This window comes from Rhodanobacter sp. Soil772 (assembly GCF_001428385.1).
Taxonomy (GTDB): Bacteria; Pseudomonadota; Gammaproteobacteria; order Xanthomonadales; family Rhodanobacteraceae; genus Rhodanobacter.
In genome coordinates, this window is sequence record NZ_LMSK01000001.1 from 1076833 (window position 1) to 1092681 (window position 15849).

The 15849-nt window shown below is 67.2% G+C and carries 17 protein-coding genes; 7 read left to right on the forward strand and 10 right to left on the reverse strand.

Translation table 11 applies throughout. The features are described 5' to 3' along the window. Positions 1-36 precede the first annotated feature (36 nt). The 7 genes from ASG75_RS05090 to ASG75_RS05120 form a co-directional block, all read right to left on the reverse strand. Positions 37-459 carry a hypothetical protein gene (locus tag ASG75_RS05090; RefSeq protein WP_056386298.1) on the reverse strand — a complete coding sequence of 141 codons (423 nt, stop codon included), beginning with the start codon at positions 457-459 and terminating at the stop codon, positions 37-39. An 86-nt stretch (positions 460-545) separates the two neighbouring features. Then, the gene (locus ASG75_RS05095) at positions 546-998 is read right to left on the reverse strand and encodes a DUF411 domain-containing protein (protein ID WP_056387042.1); all 453 of its coding nucleotides are present in this window, start codon (positions 996-998) and stop codon (positions 546-548) included. A gap of 14 nt (positions 999-1012) precedes the next feature. Next, a complete protein-coding gene (locus ASG75_RS05100) occupies positions 1013-2050 on the reverse strand; it encodes a c-type cytochrome (protein ID WP_056386300.1) in 1038 nt (345 codons plus the stop codon). Positions 2051-2062: 12 nt separating this feature from the next. Continuing rightward, entirely contained in the window at positions 2063-3214 is a 1152-nt protein-coding gene (locus ASG75_RS05105) for a copper resistance protein B (protein ID WP_200935597.1), read from the reverse strand. Next, entirely contained in the window at positions 3211-4959 is a 1749-nt protein-coding gene (locus tag ASG75_RS05110; RefSeq protein WP_056386302.1) for a copper resistance system multicopper oxidase, read from the reverse strand. The genes ASG75_RS05105 and ASG75_RS05110 overlap by 4 nt, the downstream gene beginning before the upstream one ends. Positions 4960-5071: 112 nt before the next feature. Then, complete coding sequence (locus ASG75_RS05115; protein ID WP_056386305.1) at positions 5072-5482, reverse strand: hypothetical protein; 411 nt, start codon at positions 5480-5482, stop codon at positions 5072-5074. 59 nt (positions 5483-5541) lie between these two features. After that, entirely contained in the window at positions 5542-5886 is a 345-nt protein-coding gene (locus tag ASG75_RS05120) for a hypothetical protein (RefSeq protein ID WP_056386307.1), read from the reverse strand. A gap of 186 nt (positions 5887-6072) precedes the next feature. Here ASG75_RS05120 and rlmJ point away from each other — a divergent pair, with 186 nt between their 5' ends. From rlmJ to ASG75_RS05135, 3 genes are all read left to right on the forward strand, one after another. After that, the gene (gene rlmJ, locus ASG75_RS05125) at positions 6073-6987 is read left to right on the forward strand and encodes a 23S rRNA (adenine(2030)-N(6))-methyltransferase RlmJ (RefSeq protein WP_056386308.1); all 915 of its coding nucleotides are present in this window, start codon (positions 6073-6075) and stop codon (positions 6985-6987) included. Between the two features lie 38 nt (positions 6988-7025). Then, positions 7026-7541 carry a Slp family lipoprotein gene (locus tag ASG75_RS05130; protein ID WP_056386309.1) on the forward strand — a complete coding sequence of 172 codons (516 nt, stop codon included), beginning with the start codon at positions 7026-7028 and terminating at the stop codon, positions 7539-7541. Between the two features lie 63 nt (positions 7542-7604). After that, complete coding sequence (locus tag ASG75_RS05135; RefSeq protein ID WP_056386311.1) at positions 7605-8516, forward strand: cation diffusion facilitator family transporter; 912 nt, start codon at positions 7605-7607, stop codon at positions 8514-8516. A gap of 123 nt (positions 8517-8639) precedes the next feature. Here the strand turns inward: ASG75_RS05135 and ASG75_RS05140 are convergent, their stop codons facing one another. Beyond that, a complete protein-coding gene (locus ASG75_RS05140) occupies positions 8640-8993 on the reverse strand; it encodes a hypothetical protein (RefSeq protein ID WP_157616896.1) in 354 nt (117 codons plus the stop codon). Positions 8994-9209: 216 nt separating this feature from the next. Between ASG75_RS05140 and ASG75_RS05145 the strand changes: the two genes are divergently transcribed. Continuing rightward, positions 9210-9749 carry a DUF2058 domain-containing protein gene (locus ASG75_RS05145; protein WP_056386315.1) on the forward strand — a complete coding sequence of 180 codons (540 nt, stop codon included), beginning with the start codon at positions 9210-9212 and terminating at the stop codon, positions 9747-9749. A gap of 4 nt (positions 9750-9753) precedes the next feature. Here the strand turns inward: ASG75_RS05145 and ASG75_RS05150 are convergent, their stop codons facing one another. Then, entirely contained in the window at positions 9754-10146 is a 393-nt protein-coding gene (locus ASG75_RS05150) for a VOC family protein (protein WP_056386317.1), read from the reverse strand. Next, positions 10143-10541, reverse strand: a complete 399-nt coding sequence (locus tag ASG75_RS05155) for an MmcQ/YjbR family DNA-binding protein (protein ID WP_056386320.1) — start codon at positions 10539-10541, stop codon at positions 10143-10145. Before ASG75_RS05155 ends, ASG75_RS05150 begins: the two co-directional genes overlap by 4 nt. A 198-nt stretch (positions 10542-10739) precedes the next feature. Here ASG75_RS05155 and ASG75_RS05160 point away from each other — a divergent pair, with 198 nt between their 5' ends. From ASG75_RS05160 to ASG75_RS05170, 3 genes are all read left to right on the forward strand, one after another. Next, entirely contained in the window at positions 10740-11345 is a 606-nt protein-coding gene (locus ASG75_RS05160) for a GNAT family N-acetyltransferase (RefSeq protein WP_056386322.1), read from the forward strand. A 97-nt stretch (positions 11346-11442) separates the two neighbouring features. Continuing rightward, entirely contained in the window at positions 11443-14901 is a 3459-nt protein-coding gene (gene mfd, locus ASG75_RS05165; protein WP_056386324.1) for a transcription-repair coupling factor, read from the forward strand. A gap of 143 nt (positions 14902-15044) precedes the next feature. After that, positions 15045-15761 (forward strand): hypothetical protein, encoded by a 717-nt coding sequence (locus ASG75_RS05170; protein ID WP_056386326.1) that lies wholly within the window; start codon positions 15045-15047, stop codon positions 15759-15761. Positions 15762-15849 lie beyond the last annotated feature (88 nt).

Below are 15849 nucleotides of genomic sequence, written 5' to 3' on the forward strand. Positions count from 1 at the left end.
ACGACGCCACGTCGGTGAATACCGCGACGTGTCAGATCAAATCAGGAGCGAGCAGTACAACAACGTGGGTGTGGGTGGCGGCGTGCGCAAACGCTCGAGATGCGCCAGGGTTCGATGCGACGGCAATGTCACGGCCGCCACGGACAACGACATCGGCGGCAGCGCGGCCAGCGCATTGAACGGCACCGAGGCGGTGCGGACGTCGACCTGGGTGGCATGCTCGGGTTGGCAGTGTTGCTGGCAGATCGGGGCGACCGGAGCCGCCGGCATTTCAGCGCAGCCGTCGCCCATCGCCGCCATCGAAGGCGCATTCGCCTGCGTCGCCACCGCAGCCGGCGATGCCGGCATGGTGGTACAGGCGTACGCAGCCACCGCCACCTGCTGCCACAACAGCAGCAAGGCCACCAGCCACGCAAGGCGGCGGCGGGTACGCGGGCGGAGGTGGAATGCGCGCTTCATGCCGACGCCACTGTAATGCAAACGGGTCGAGCCGGCGATTGACGCGGGTCAAGCGAGCAGCAACGCCAATGACGCGTCGGCGTTGTTCACGCGCCCGGGCCGTGGCTCGCATAAACGCGGGTCGAGCCATCGTGACCGATCAACACCACGTCATAGCGTTCGGACGCGCCCATCTCCATGCCGGGCGAACCCATCGGCATGCCGGGCGCGGCCAGGCCACGCGCGTCCGGTCGCTCGGCCAGCAGGCGGCGGATGTCCTCCACCGGCACATGCCCCTCGATCACGTAGCCGTCGATCAGCGCGGTATGGCAGGACATGGCGCCCGGCGGCACGCCGAACCGCGCCTTCACCGCCGCCATCGGCTGATCCTGATGCACGGTGACGGTGTAGCCCTGCGCGCGCATGTAACCGACCCACGCGCCACAACAGCCGCAGGACGGATCGCTGTATACATCGAACGCGTTCGCCGCCATCGCCACCGGCGCGAACAGCGCGGCAAACAGCAGGCTGATGCCCAGGCGGGAAAGCCATCGTTTCATCGTCATTCTCCTGGTCATTTTTCTGGCACGGGGGTGGTTTGCCACTGGATGGACACGATCTTCCAGCTGTCGCCGTCTTTTCTGAGGTTGAGCATCTCGCGGCTGCGCAGCGTGGCCGGCTTGCCCTTGACCGTGGCCTGCATGTCGCTTTCGCTGCCGACCATCGCGGTATCGCCCATCGGCATCGAGCCCAGCGAGACCGGCGTGATCCGCGCGGTTTTCAGGAAGGCGATGTCCTCGCCCAGGTGACCGCTGGCATAGTCGTCGCGCGTCTGCGTCTGGCCGCCTTCGCTGATGCTGACATCGGGCGCCAGCAACGCAAGCACGGCGGCGCGATCGCCGCGCTGCAACGCCGCCTGGAACGCCCGCGCCACGGCTTCGGCCGCGGGTGCCGCGTTCGGCTTCATTCCCTCCATCGACAGCGGCGTCTCGACCGCCGGAGTGCCGGCGGCGTGTTCGTGAGCATCGCTATCCGCGGCGGTCGCCGCACGGCTGTGGCTGTGGCCACCCTCGTCGTCCATGTCCATGTCTTCATCCGGCGGAGCCTTTGCCACCATGTCCCTGTATTGCGCCGGCGTCATGTCGGGCAGCTTCTGCAGGAAGGCGACCATGCTCCAGATGGTGGGATCGTCGTGGCTGAGTCCCCACGCCGGCATCGCGCTCATCTTGATGCCGTGCTTGATCACCCAGAACGCTTCCTTCGGCGCGACCCGCACCTGCGACAGGTTCGGCGGCTGCGGGTACAGGCCCGGGCGGATTTCCGAATCTTTCATGCCGGGCTTCAGATGGCACTCGGTGCACATCGCCGCGTACTGGCCGGCTCCCTTGAGGATCAGCTGCTCATCATTGAGGTTGGGCACCTGGATGTCTTTCGAGTGCACCTCGATCGAACGCTCGCGCATGGCCTGCATGACGGCGAAGACGGGTTTGGTGTGAGGGGCATCGGCACCCATGTCGTAGCGGCCCGAGTACACGAACACGCCCGCGCCGATGACAAAAACGCCCAGGACAACGGCGACGGTGATGCCATGCTGCTTGATCTGCTGTTTCATGCTGCGTTCTCCTCAGAACCAGATGCGCACGCCGGCAACGATCTGCCGGTCGAGCACGGGTTGGCGATCCTGTCGTGCGTAGTCGGCGCTGGTGCCAACGCGGCGTACCCAGTTCACCCCGACGTACGGAGCGAACTGACGGCGAATCTCGTAGCGCAGGCGCAGGCCGAACTGTACATCGGAGATACCGCGGCCGATGCGTCGCTGCGGATCGCTTTTACCGTACAGGTTGATCTCCGCTTCCGGCTGCAGGATCAGCCGCTGGGTGAACAGCAACTCGTATTCCGCGCGCAGGCGTGCCGCCGTGCGGCCGCCAGTGCCGACGTAACCGGTCGCCTCCAGCTCGAACCAGTACGGCGCCAGGCCCTGCACGCCGAACGCGGCCCAATTGCGCGCCGGGCCTTCGCCGAAGTCGTGGCGCACGCCCAGTTGCGTGCTCCAGAACGTGGCGATGTTGCGATTCCAGAGCACCTCCACGTTGCCGTCTTCGAGCTTGCCGCGACTGCGTTCGCCTTCGCTGCGCAGCCACAGCTTGTCGCTGTCGTTGCCGTACCAGCCCTGGATTTCCCAGCTCTGGCCGTTGGCGTCGCGGCCGCGGAACGCCTCCAGTTGATCGATCAGCAGCATGCCGGCCGGTGCGCCGCCGTGCATGTGCAGCTCATGCGCGGGGCTGGCGGCGATGCCGTCGGAATAATCGCCGCTGCGTGCATCCGCCGGCGCGCGGCCGCCCTGCATCGGCCCCATCGTCATGCCCGGCATCGAATCCATGTTGTGCGTCGCGCCGCGGCTCATGCCAGGCATCGCCTGGTGATCCATGCCGTGCATCGGGCCGTGATCCATCTGCAGCACCGTGCCGTGATCCATGCCGCCCATGTCATGCGCTCCGACGGACGAAGGTGCCGGTGTGGCCGGAGCATGCGGCGTCTTCTCGACCGGCGTTTTCATCGCCGGTTTCGTGGCGCTGTCTGCGGTGGCCGGCATCGCCATGTCGTGCATGCCGGCGTGATCCATGCCCGGCATGGCACCCATGCCCGTCGGCGCCGTGCTGCTCGACGAGGCGGGAGCGCTCTGCGCCACTGCTGCCAGCGGCAACGCCAGCAGCAGTGCAGCCAGCAACGCCGAACGAAGCGGAACGATCGAGGTATTGCGGCGAAGCATCCTCATGACACCACCACTTCGCGGAACATGCCCGCCTCCATGTGGTACAGCAGGTGGCAGTGGTAGGCCCAGCGCCCCGGTGCATCGGCCGACACCGCATAGGTGATGCGTTGCGCCGGCTGCACGTTGATGGTGTGCTTGCGCACCTGGAACTGGCCGTCCGGATTTTCCAGTTCGCTCCACATGCCGTGCAGGTGGATCGGGTGGTTCATCATGGTGTCGTTGACCAGCACGATGCGCAGCCGCTCGCCGGTATTGAAATGCACCGGCTTGGCGTCGGAGAACTTCACGCCGTCGAACGACCAGATAAAGCGCTCCATGTTGCCGGTCAGATGCAGCTCGATCTCGCGGCCGGGTTCACGCGCATCGATCGGCCCGCCGATGGTGTGCAGGTCGGCGTAGGTCAGCACGCGGCGTCCGTTGTCGCGCAGGCCGATGCCCGGATCGTCGAGATTGCTGCGCGGCATGTCGACATGCATGTCCACGCCGGGGCCGTATTCGGTGCGGGCGTGGCGTACGACGGGTGCGGATGCAGCCGTCATGCCGACCATGTTGCCGTGATCCATGCCGGGCATCGCGGCATGGCCACCGCCGTGGTCCGCGTGCGGCATCGCGCCCATCATGTCCTGCATGCCCAGCCACACGCGCTGGTCCAGCGCCGGCACCTCGGCGGACATGCCCTGCCGCGGCGCCAGCGTGCCGCGCGCATAACCGCTGCGGTCGATCGACTGGGCGAACAGGGTGTATGCACGCTCGTCCTGCGGCTCGACGATGACGTCGTAGGTTTCGGCCGCCGAGATGCGGAATTCGTCGACCGGCACCGACTGCACGTCCTGGCCATCGGCGGCGATCACCGTCATCTTCAGGCCGGGAATGCGCACGTCGAAGATGGTCGACGACGAACCGTTGATGAAGCGCAGCCGGATCTTCTCGCCGGGCTTGAAGATGCCGGTCCAGTTGCCGGCCGGCGCGGCGCCGTTCATCAGGTAGGTATAGGTGTAGCCGGAGACGTCGCCCAAGTCGGTCGGGTTCATGCGCATGGCGTTCCACATCCTGCGCATCGCCAGCGCCCGGCCCAGCCCCTGCTCGCGCACATCGCGGAAGAAATCCGGCACGGTGGGCTGGGCGAAGTTGTAGTAGTCGCTCTGCTTTTTCAGCTTGGCGTAGATGCGCTCGGGATCCTCGTCGGTCCAATCGTTGAGCATCACCACGTAGTCGCGATCCGTGGGGTAGCGCTCGGGGCCGGCTGGCTCGATCACCAGCGGGCCGTACAACGCGTTCTGTTCCTGGAACCCCGAATGCGAGTGATACCAGTAGGTGCCGCTCTGGCGCACCTGGAACCGGTAGAGAAAGCTTTCGCCTGGCGCGATGCCGTCGAAGCTGAAGCCAGGCACGCCATCCATCTGGAACGGCAGGATGATGCCGTGCCAGTGGATCGAGGTGGGCACGCGCAAGCGGTTGGTCACGCGCAGGTTCACCGTGGTGCCCTGCTTCCAGCGCAGCAGCGGGCCGGGCACGCTGCCGTTGACGGTGGTCGCCGGCCGCGCCGCGCCGGTGAAGTTGACGGCGGTCTCGGCGATGTCCAGCGCGAAATCGGTGCCGCCGAGCACGGTGGGTTGGCCGGGGCTGGTCAGCGCCCAGGCATTCGACGGACGCAGCAGGCCGAGGCCGGCCGCGGCGGTGCCAATGGCGACGCCCTGCACGAAACGGCGTCGCGACAGATCGAGCGGCGACGGGGAAAACAGGTTCATGGAATCTCTCCAATGCGACGGCATCGAGCGCATCGACACCGATCGCAAGCACGGGACACACCGATCGGCACGCGACCGGCGTGAGCAAAGCTCGGCAACAACGAGGGAGAGTTCAGGCCGCCGGCGGTCGCAGCGGAGGCGCGGTAACCAGCGCGGGCGGGGTGATCCGCCGCGGCATTGCGTAAACCGCGGTCGCCGCCACCGGAGCAAGCGTCAACGCCACCATCGGCGTCAGCGCAGTAACGCACATCGCCGCGCAGACGCAATAATGGTGGGCGGTCAGGTCGCCGCAGCAATCCACCTGCTCGGCACCAGCGGACGCAGCTGCCGTCACGGGTGCGGCTTGATCGGCACGCTCGCCACCGACCATCGCCACCGTCGCGGCCATGGCGTGGGCGTGCGGCACCACGGCGGTTCCCGGCGGCGCAGCCGCCAGTGAGCTGATGACCAGCATCAGCCACGCCAGCACGCCCATCGCACGGAGGCGACGCGAGCGGGCGAACTGGCGTAGCGAGAACGTCATCGGCGGAGCTTAACCGCGCAATCGCGCATCGCTCAACCCTGGACGCCGGTACAGACCGGTCACGGCGTGCTGTAACCCATGTGCAGGACGATCTTGTCGCCGGCCTTGAGCTTGGCCATCGACGCCGGTGGGAAGTGCACTTTCAGCGACATGCCCGCGGTAGTCACCTCCACGACACCCGTCTTGGCATCGGCCGAGGTCACCGTGGCCGGCATCTTGTGCATGCTGCCATTCCGGTCGTGCTTCATCATCTTGTGCTGCATCGAGCCGCTACTCATGTGCCCCATGCTGCTGGCGGCTGGCGCGGGCGTCATCGGTGTGGCGTCCTGGGCGTACACCGTGCCGGCTGCCATGCACAGACCAAGCGCCGTCGTTGCGGCGATCAATTTCGGCGAAAACTTCATGATGTTTCTCCGCTGAAGTGGGCAATCAGGCCGTCACGCCCGACCGGTTGCGCAAGGCAACGGGCCGAGCGTGCACCAGCCCATGTGTAGGGATGGTTACACGCCAACCGCCGCGCCGGCGTTCGCCACACCGTTATGCCCCGACACGGCCCTCTATACTGGGCCACCCCGCCCGCCGTGACCGCCATGAATTACCGCCACGCCTATCACGCCGGCAATTTCGCCGATGTCCTGAAACACACCGTGCTGCTCGCGCTGATCGAGGCGATGCAGGCCAAATCCTCGCCGTTCTGCTACATCGACACCCACGCCGGCAGCGGCAACTACCCGCTGGACGGCTTCGAGGCGCGCAAGACCGGCGAGCACAAGGACGGCATCGCGCGCCTGCACCCGGCCGAGAAAGTGCCGCCGCTGCTGCAGCGCTGGCGCGCCAGCATCCTCAAGAGCGAAGACAACGAGCAAGGCCTGAAGCATTATCCCGGCTCACCGCTGCAGGTCGCCCGCCTGCTGCGCCCGGACGACAGCGCGCAGTTGTGCGAACTGCACACCGAGGAAGCGTCCAAGCTGCGCGACCTGTTCCGCGGCAATCCACAGGTGCACGTGCATCAGCGCGACGGCTACGAGGCACTGAAGGCGCTGCTGCCGCCGAAGGAGAAGCGCGGCCTGGTGCTGATCGACCCGCCGTACGAGGCGCAGGACGCCGAGTACAAGTTGATCGAGCAGGCGCTGAAGTCGGCCCTGCTGCGCTGGCCCACCGGCGTCTACGCGGTGTGGTACCCGATCAAGTTGCGCAGCCAGGTGCAGCCGTTCCTGCGCAAGCTGCAGCACAGCGGAGTGAAGCGCATCCTGCGCGCCGAGCTGCTGGTGCATCCGGACGATTCGCCGCTGCGCCTCAACGGCTCGGGCATGGTCATCCTCAACGCGCCGTGGAACCTCGACGACACCTTGCGCGAACCGCTGCGCGTGCTGGCCAGCCTGCTGTCGCAGGACCGCCCGGCCGAATGGAAGCTGGACTGGCTGCTGGACGAAGCCGGCAGCATGCTGAACACGCCCAGCCCGTTGCCCGCCTCGCGACTACCGCGGCCGCCGGGTCGCCGCTAAGCTCGGCACATCCACCGGCTTCCTCCAGGAGCACGACCATGCGCACCCGCCCCGCCTTCATGCTGACCCGCCTCGCCGCGCCGGCCGCCCTGCTGATGCTGGCCGCCTGCGCCCCGGCGCCGATCTACAAGACCACCGGCGCCGCGGTCACCGCCGCGCCGTTCCAGGTAGCGCAATCACCGGAAAACTTCAGCAACAGCGAGGTGATCTGGGGCGGGCGCATCGTGCAGGTCAAGGTGTTCAGCGACCACAGCGAGATCGAACTGCTGGCCTACCCGCTGGACTCCTCGCAGCGGCCGAAGGCGAACGACAGCGGCAACGGCCGCTTCATCGCGGTGATGCCCGGTTACGTGGAACCGCTGGACTACCCGTCCGGCGCGCTGATGACGGTCGACGGCAAGCTCAGCGGCAGCCGCGCCGGCAAGGTCGGCGAGGCCGACTACGTATTCCCGCTGGTCAGCGTGGCGCAGTCGCATGTGTGGACCGCCGACGAGATGAACAAGGGCCGCAACAACGTCCGCTTCGGCGTGGGCCTGGGCGTCGGTATCCGCTGATCCATTCGCAGTCGGCGACGCGACCGGTAGACTGCGCGACTCATTCCCGAGGATTGAAGCCGCATGTCATCCGGTCACGCCAACCCGATCAAGGCCATCCTGCTCGCGCTGGGCGCCAACTTCGCCATCTTCGTGGCCAAGCTGTTCGCCGCCTTCGTCACCGGTTCCGGCGCGATGATGGCCGAGGCCGTGCACTCGCTGGCCGACTGCGGCAACCAGGGCCTGCTGCTGCTCGGCATCCGCCAAGCCAAGCGCCCACCGTCCGACGAATTTCCGCTGGGCTGGGGTCGCGCGCTGTACTTCTGGTCGTTCCTCGTCGCCATCCTGCTGTTCAGCGTGGGCGGCATGTTCTCGATCTACGAAGGCATCCACAAGCTGTCCAACCCCGAACCGCTGAAGTGGCCGTGGCTGGCGCTGGGCGTGCTGGTGTTCGGCATCGTGGTCGAAGGCATCTCGATGCGCGGCTGCCTGCAGGAAGTGAACAAGGCCCGCGGCGAGCAGGATCTGTGGACGTGGTTCCGCCAGACCCGCTCCAGCGAACTGCTGGTGATCTTCGGCGAAGACCTGGCCGCCCTGCTCGGCCTGTGCCTGGCCGCGATCGCCGTGGGCGCCACCATGCTCACCGGCAACCTGATGTTCGACGCCGCCGGCACCATCGCGATCGGCGTGCTGCTGATCGTGGTGGCGGTGCTGGTGGCGATCGAGGTGAAGGCGCTGCTGATCGGCCAAGGTGTCGAACCGCGCCGCCGCGACGAACTGCTGGCCTTCCTCGACACGCGCCCGGAAGTCGCCGAAGTGCTGAACCTGCTCACCCTGCAGATGGGCCCTGACGTGATGGTGGCGGTGAAGGCGCGCATGCAGCCGGCCGCCGACAATCAGCAACTGATCGCCGCCATCAATACCGTCGAGGCCGCGATGAAGGCGGAGTTCGCCGATGTGCGGTGGAGCTTTTTCGAACCGGACAACGCGGATTGAATGACGGCATGCGAACGGCAGGGACTTCATCCCTCGGCCGGAAGCACGCGGCATAGACAACTCCGCACATCACCGCCGGCCCGGGCTGCGATCCGAAGCCAGTCGGTGATGTACCCCTGATCGTCAGTGCGGCCCGAACTCGTGGACTATCTGCGTCATCGTGCGTGCGACGCAGGCAGCGTCGTAACGACCCGCGAGGTAGCCCGAGCCACACGCCATCAGCTCCGTGAGGACACCCTGCAACGCCTGGGTTTCCGCGCCCCGCGACACACCGTCACTGCCTGCAGCCTGCTCCTGTTCGGTGTAGTTGCGCACCGCCTGGACCATCGTGTTTGCCATGTGATCCGCATCGATGTCGCCGCGCAGAAAGCCTGGCCCGACGGCAACAGCCCGATCGACCGCCGCCCGCATCCGCCCGGCTTGCGTAGCCGGCACCGCCGCCCCGTGTGGTTGCCCAGTCACTGAATTCGCTTCCACCGCATGCTCCTTTAGCCACATTTCACTGCCGGCATTATGCGCTTCGCGACGAAGGCCACGAACCGCACCGATGCGCCGAATCCCCAGGCTTCCCGCAGGGTCACCCGGCAATCGCGAACGTGCTCAGCCCTCAACCCGATCGTCACTGCGGCGGGCGCATGCCAACGCCCACGCTACAATCCCGCCCATTACTTCACCCAGCCATCCACGATCCCCATGCGCAATCCCCTGCAAGAACAACTGCTCAAGGCCGGTCTGGTCAACAAGGCCAAGGCCGCGCAAGTCGTGCGCGAGCAGGCGAAGAAGCACAAGGGCAAGGGGCCGGCGGCGCCGAGTGCTGAGGAGACGGAGGCGCGGCGGCTGCAGGCGGAGAAGGCCGAGCGCGATCGTGCCATGGCCGCCGAGCGCAATGCGCAGGTGCGAGTGAACGAGGCGCGCGCGCAGGTGCGGCAGATTGTCGAGGCGCACAAGGTGAAGCGCGAGGGCGAGATCGCCTATCGCTTTACCGACGGCGACAAGATCCGGGACGTGCTGGTGAACGAGGCGCTGCGTGCGCAGCTGGCCAGCGGCACGCTGGTGATCGTGCGTCACGACCAGGGCTACGAGTTGCTGCCACGGGTCGCCGCGGACAAGGTGGCCGAGCGCGACGCGGCGATGATCGTACTCGATCACGGCCACGCCGAAGCCGGCAGCGGCAACGACGCGGACGACGAGTACTACAAACAGTTCCAGGTGCCGGACGACCTGATCTGGTAACGCGTCAGCGCTTCAGTTCCAGCAAGTCCCAGCCATTGCCGTACAGATCCTCGAATACCGCGACGGTACCGTAAACCTCGTGGCGTGGTTCCTCGCGGAAGTGCACGCCTTCGGCGCGCATGCGCTGCCAGTCGCGCTGAAAGTCGTCGGTGTGGAGCAGCAGGAACACGCGGCCGCCGGTCTGGTTGCCGATGCGCGAGGCCTGCTCGTCGCCTTTCGCCTTGGCCAGCAGCAAGCGGGTTTCGCTGGAACCGGGCGGCGCCAGCAGCACCCAGCGCTTGCCGTCGCCCATGTCGGTGTCTTCGACCAGCTCGAAGCCGAGCGCGCGGGTGTACCAGGCGATCGCCGCGTCGTAGTCGGCGACCAGCAGCGCCAATGCGCCGAGATGCTGTTTCATCTTCCCGCCTTGACTGTCGGCAGCGGCCCCAGCTCCGCCTGCAATTTTTTCGTCAGCTTCGCGCGGATCAGCGTATAGGCGTCGAGGATGAAGGTCTCCAGTTCCGCGGTGGCGAAACGCTGCGGCTCGGTGATCGAGATCCAGTGCGCGCGTGCCAGATACGGTGCAGGGATGATGCCGGGCTGATCGGTGAGTTCGAGGAAGCGCTCGTCGGCCACCTTGAACGACAGCCGGCCGCCTTCACTGCCGTCCGACGGCATCACCGCGAACATCTTGCCGCCCACGCTGAACACCATGTCGACGCCCCACTTGGTATCGCGGGTGACGCCGGGCCAGTGGCCGCACAGCGCTTTCAACTGGGCCGCGGTGAGTCCGCTTGCCGGTTTACGGGTCATGCCGTGCTCCGAAGAAATCCAGCCTCGCATTGTGCGGGGTGGTGCGCTTCCTGTCTGCCACGCCCACACTACCCCGTACTGCAACATGGGCCGACCGATCACAGCGATGGCTCCACACCTATGCGACAGCTCACCGCGGGGTTCGTCATTGCAAATTCATGTTGCATTGCACACAATACGCAAAAGTATGGAGCTGCCATGATTCCTGCCATCGACTTCTCTGCCCCGTCCCGTTACGCCTCGTTGCCGCCACGCAGCAGCGAGCGCTTCGCGCGCCCCAAGGTGGCGCCGTCGTCGCACGGCGAGCAGGTGCGTACCCAGGACGGTCGCGAGCTGGTGTTGCGGCCGATCGAGCCGGGCGACGTGGCCGCAATGCAGCGCTGCTTCACCCGGCTGTCGCCGGAGGACATCCGCCGGCGCTTCCTGCATGCGATGTCCGAGCTGCCCGCGCCGATGGCGCAACGGTTGTGCCGCATCGACCCTGCGCTGGAGACCGCCTATGTGCTGATGGACGAGTCCATCAAGCCGGCCGAGATGCGTGGCGTGGGTCGGATCTTCGTCGACGAGGCCACCGACAGCGCCGAGTTCTCTGTACTGGTGGAACAGGACTGGAGCCGGCTCGGCCTCGGCGCGCTGCTGATGCAGCGGCTGGTCGACGACTGCCGCCGCCGCGGCCTCGCCGAGCTGTGGGGCTACGTGCTGCAGGAAAACCGGCCGATGCTGCAGCTGTGCAAGGAACTGGGCTTCACTCAACGGGTGATGCCGGACGAACCGGGCACGGCACAGATCACGTTGAAGCTGTAAGGCCGCAACTGCGGGCGGGGCCTGTCGGAGCCATCGCGTTACACTTGCCCGCTTTCCCCGGCGCGGCTCGATGGCGGCGCCTTGAACATGCGTCCCTATGCCCAGCCCGATCAAACACCCGCCCCTGCCGACCACCCCCAAGCAACGCCGCTACTGGACGCCGCCACACGGCTCCGCCCGGGCGCTGCTGCTTGCCGAAGCGGCACGCACGCACGAGGGCCTGTTGGTGGTGGTGGCGCGCGATACCCAGCGCGCGCAGGCGCTGGAGTCCGAGCTGAAGATCTTCGCCGGCGGCCTGCCGGTGCTGCATTTCCCGGACTGGGAAACCCTGCCCTACGACGCGTTCAGCCCGCACCCGGAGATCGTCTCGCAGCGCATCGCCACGCTGTACCAGCTGCCGAACGTGAAGCGCGGCGTGCTCGTCGTGCCGGTGGCCACGCTGATGCAGCGGATCGCGCCGCACTCGCACATCACCGGCTCCGGGCTGGTGCTGGCGAAGGGGCAGAAGCTCGACCTCGCCGGCGAACAGCGCCGGCTGGAAGCGTCCGGCTACCGCAACGTGCCGCAGGTGGCCGAGCCGGGCGACTTCGCGGTGCGCGGCGCCCTGCTCGACATTTTCCCGATGGGTACGGCTGAGCCGTACCGCATCGAGCTGTTCGACGACGAAGTGGAGTCGATCCGCAGCTTCGACCCGGAAACCCAGCGCTCGCAGCAGCAGGTGGACCGGGTCGAGCTGCTGCCTGCGCGCGAGTTTCCGCTCACCGACGAGGCAGCGAAGGAGTTTCGCGGCAACCTGCGCGAGCGCTTCCCGATCGACGTGCGCCGCTGCCCGCTGTACCAGGACATGAAGGAAGGCGTCACGCCCGGCGGCATCGAGTACTACCTGCCGCTGTTCTTCGCACAGACGGCAACTCTTTTCGATTACCTCGCCGACGATGCGCTGTTCGTGCTCGGCGAAGGCGCCGGCGAAGCGGCCGACCAGTTCTGGATGCAAACCGCCGAACGCTACGACCAGCGCGCGCACGACATCGAGCGCCCGGTGTTGCCGCCGGCCGAACTCTACCTGCCGCCGGAACAGTTGCGCGAGCGACTCAACAAGCGGCTGCGCGTGGAGGTGGTCGACGCCGGCCACGAGCACGCTGTCGACACCGGCACCCAGCCGGCGCCGGAGCTGCCGCTGAATCGCAAAGGCGAGGAACCGGGCACGTCGCTGCGGCATTTCCTGGCCAGCTATCCGGGCCGGGTGCTGATCGCCGCGGATTCGGCGGGGCGGCGTGAGGCGTTGATCGAGACGCTGGCCGGCGCCGGGATGAAACCGGATAACGTGGACGGCTGGACGTCCTTCCTTGCTGAAGATGCACAACGTTTTGCCATCACCATCGCGAGCCTGGAACAGGGCTTCGCCGTCACCAAACCCGCGCTCACCGTGCTCACCGAGCGCGAGCTGTACGGCGAGCGGGTGCGCAGCGAGCGCGACCGCAAGCGCCGCCGCGGCACCGCACGCGACCCCGAAGCGATCATCCGCGACCTCACCGAACTCACTCCGGGCGCGCCGATCGTGCACGTCGATCACGGCGTGGGCCGCTACCAGGGCCTGGTCTCGATGGACGTGGGCGGCATGGATGGCGAGTTCCTCACCATCGAGTACGCCAAGGGCGACAAGCTGTACGTGCCGGTGGCGCAGCTCGGCCTGGTCAGCCGCTACTCCGGCACCGCGCCGGAGCTGGCGCCGCTGCACTCGCTGGGCGGCGACGCGTGGGAACGCGCACGCCGCAAGGCCGCCGAGAAAGTACGCGATGTGGCCGCCGAGCTGCTGGCGATTTATGCGCAGCGCCAGGCGCGTGGCGGCGAATCGCTGCCGATCGATCGCCAGTTGGTGGAGGAATTCGGCAGCACCTTCCCGTTCGAGGAAACTCCCGACCAGGAAAGCGCGATCGAGGCGGTGCTGGACGATCTTGCCGCGCCGCGCGCGATGGACCGGGTGATCTGCGGCGACGTCGGCTTCGGCAAGACCGAAGTCGCGCTGCGTGCCGCGTTCGCCACCGCCACCGCCGGCAAGCAGGTCGCCGTGCTGGTGCCGACCACCCTGCTCGCCCAGCAGCACTACCGCAATTTCGCCGACCGCTTCGCCGACTGGCCGGTGCGCGTGGACGTGCTGTCGCGCTTCAAGTCCACCAAGGAAGTGAACGACGCGCTGAAACGCCTGGCCGACGGCCAGATCGACGTGATCGTAGGCACGCACAAGCTGTTGCAGCCGGACGTCAAGTTCAAGAATCTCGGCCTGGTCATCGTCGACGAGGAACAGCGCTTCGGCGTGCGCCAGAAGGAGCAGTTGAAGAAACTGCGCGCCGAAGTCGACCTTCTGACGATGACCGCCACGCCGATTCCGCGCACGCTGAACATGGCGATGGCCGGCCTGCGCGACCTGTCGCTGATCGCCACGCCGCCGGCACACCGCACCGCCGTGCGCACCTTCATCTCGGCGTGGGACCCGGCGACGATCCGCGAGGCGCTGCAGCGCGAGCTGTCGCGCGGCGGCCAGGTGTACTTCCTGCACAATGAGGTGCAGAGCATCGAACGCACCGTGCGCGAGCTGGAGGAACTGGTGCCCGATGCGCGCATCCGCATCGCCCACGGCCAGATGCCCGAGCGCGAACTGGAAGGCGTGATGGCGGATTTCCACCGCCAGCGCTTCAACGTGCTGGTATGCACCACCATCATCGAAACCGGCATCGACATCCCCACCGCCAACACCATCATCATCGACCGTGCCGACCGCTTCGGCCTGGCCCAGCTGCACCAGTTGCGCGGCCGCGTCGGGCGCTCGCACCACCGCGCGTATGCGTACCTGGTGGTGCCCGACCGCCGTTCGATCACCGCCGATGCGCAGAAGCGGCTGGAAGCGCTGGCTTCGCTGGAAGAACTCGGCGCCGGCTTCACCCTGGCCACGCACGACCTGGAAATCCGCGGCGCCGGCGAGCTGCTGGGCGACGAACAGTCCGGGCAGATCCAGGAGATCGGCTTCGGCCTGTACACCGAATTGCTCGACCGCGCGGTGCGCGCGCTGAAGTCGGGCAAGGTGCCGGACTTCGACTTGAGTTCCGAGCACGAAACCGAAGTCGAGCTGCATCTGCCTGCACTGATTCCCGACGACTACCTGCCCGACGTGCACGCACGTCTCACCCTGTACAAGCGCATCGCCAGCGCCCGCCACGAAGACGACCTGCGCGACCTGCAGGTGGAGATGATCGACCGCTTCGGCCTGCTGCCCGCTCCCACCAAGCAGCTGTTCGCCGTGGCCAGCCTGAAGCTGATGGCCACCCCGCTCGGCATCCGCAAACTCGACTTCGGCGCGAACGGCGGCCGCATCGTGTTCCGCGAGAAGCCCGAGGTGAACCCGATGACCATCATCCAGCTGATCCAGCGCCAGCCGCGCGTGTACAAGCTGGACGGCCAGGACAAGCTGAAGGTGATCCTGGATCTCCCCGGCGCCAGCGAGCGCATCCGCAGCGCGCAGGAATTGCTGGTGACGCTGGGCGCGCGCCGGCCCGCGTGAGTAGTTCCATGGCGCCGCTGCTCCCGCGGCTTGCCTGCCCCCGGCAATCGGCCTAGCATCGCGGCGGTGCGACGGGGGCGCGCATCCATCCCGAATCGGTTCGTCGATGCCGGCCATCCATTGCCCGGCTGGAGAGTGATGCCATGGTCGCCGTTCCTGAAAGCCGTCGTCCCGGTACCCTGCAACGCCTGTACCGATGGGCCGCCATCGTCGCGGCACTGGTGGTGTTCGCCGGCTTCGCGCAAACCTATTACCTGAAGGCCTGGTTCGGCACGCCCACGCTGCCCACGCTGGTGCATGTGCACGGCCTGGTGATGAGCGCGTGGTTCGTCGTGTTCGCGACCCAGGTCTGGCTGGTCGAATCGCATCGCATCCGCCTGCACCGGCGACTCGGCCTGTTCGGCGCCGCACTGGTGGTGCTGATCCCGATCCTCGGCATCGCCACCGCGATCGAAGGCGCACGGCGCCATGCCGGACCGCCGGGGATCCCGCCGCTGATCTTCCTCAGCGTGCCGATCTTCGACATCCTGGTATTCGCCGGCATTGCCGGCAGCGGCCTGCTGCTGCGCCGGCGCAGCGACTTCCACCGGCGGCTGATGCTGCTGGCCACGCTCGGCATCCTCACGGCGGCGATCGCCCGGCTGCCGCTGGATTTCATCCGCCACGGCGGGCCGCTCGCGTTCTTCGGCCTTGCCGACCTGCTCATCCTCGCCTGCATCGCCATCGACACGATCCGGCAGCGCCGCCTGCATCCGGCGTTCGGCTGGGGAGCCGCCGTGATCATCGTGTCGCAACCGCTGCGCCTGTGGCTGGCCGGCACCCCGGCCTGGATGGCTTTTGCGGGCTGGTTGGTCGGCTGAGCGGCTTGGTGCCGACACTCTCCCGGCACCGGGCTGGCGACCCTCACTGGCCGTCGATGTCGCCGCTCCGCAGCATGCCCCGAATCGC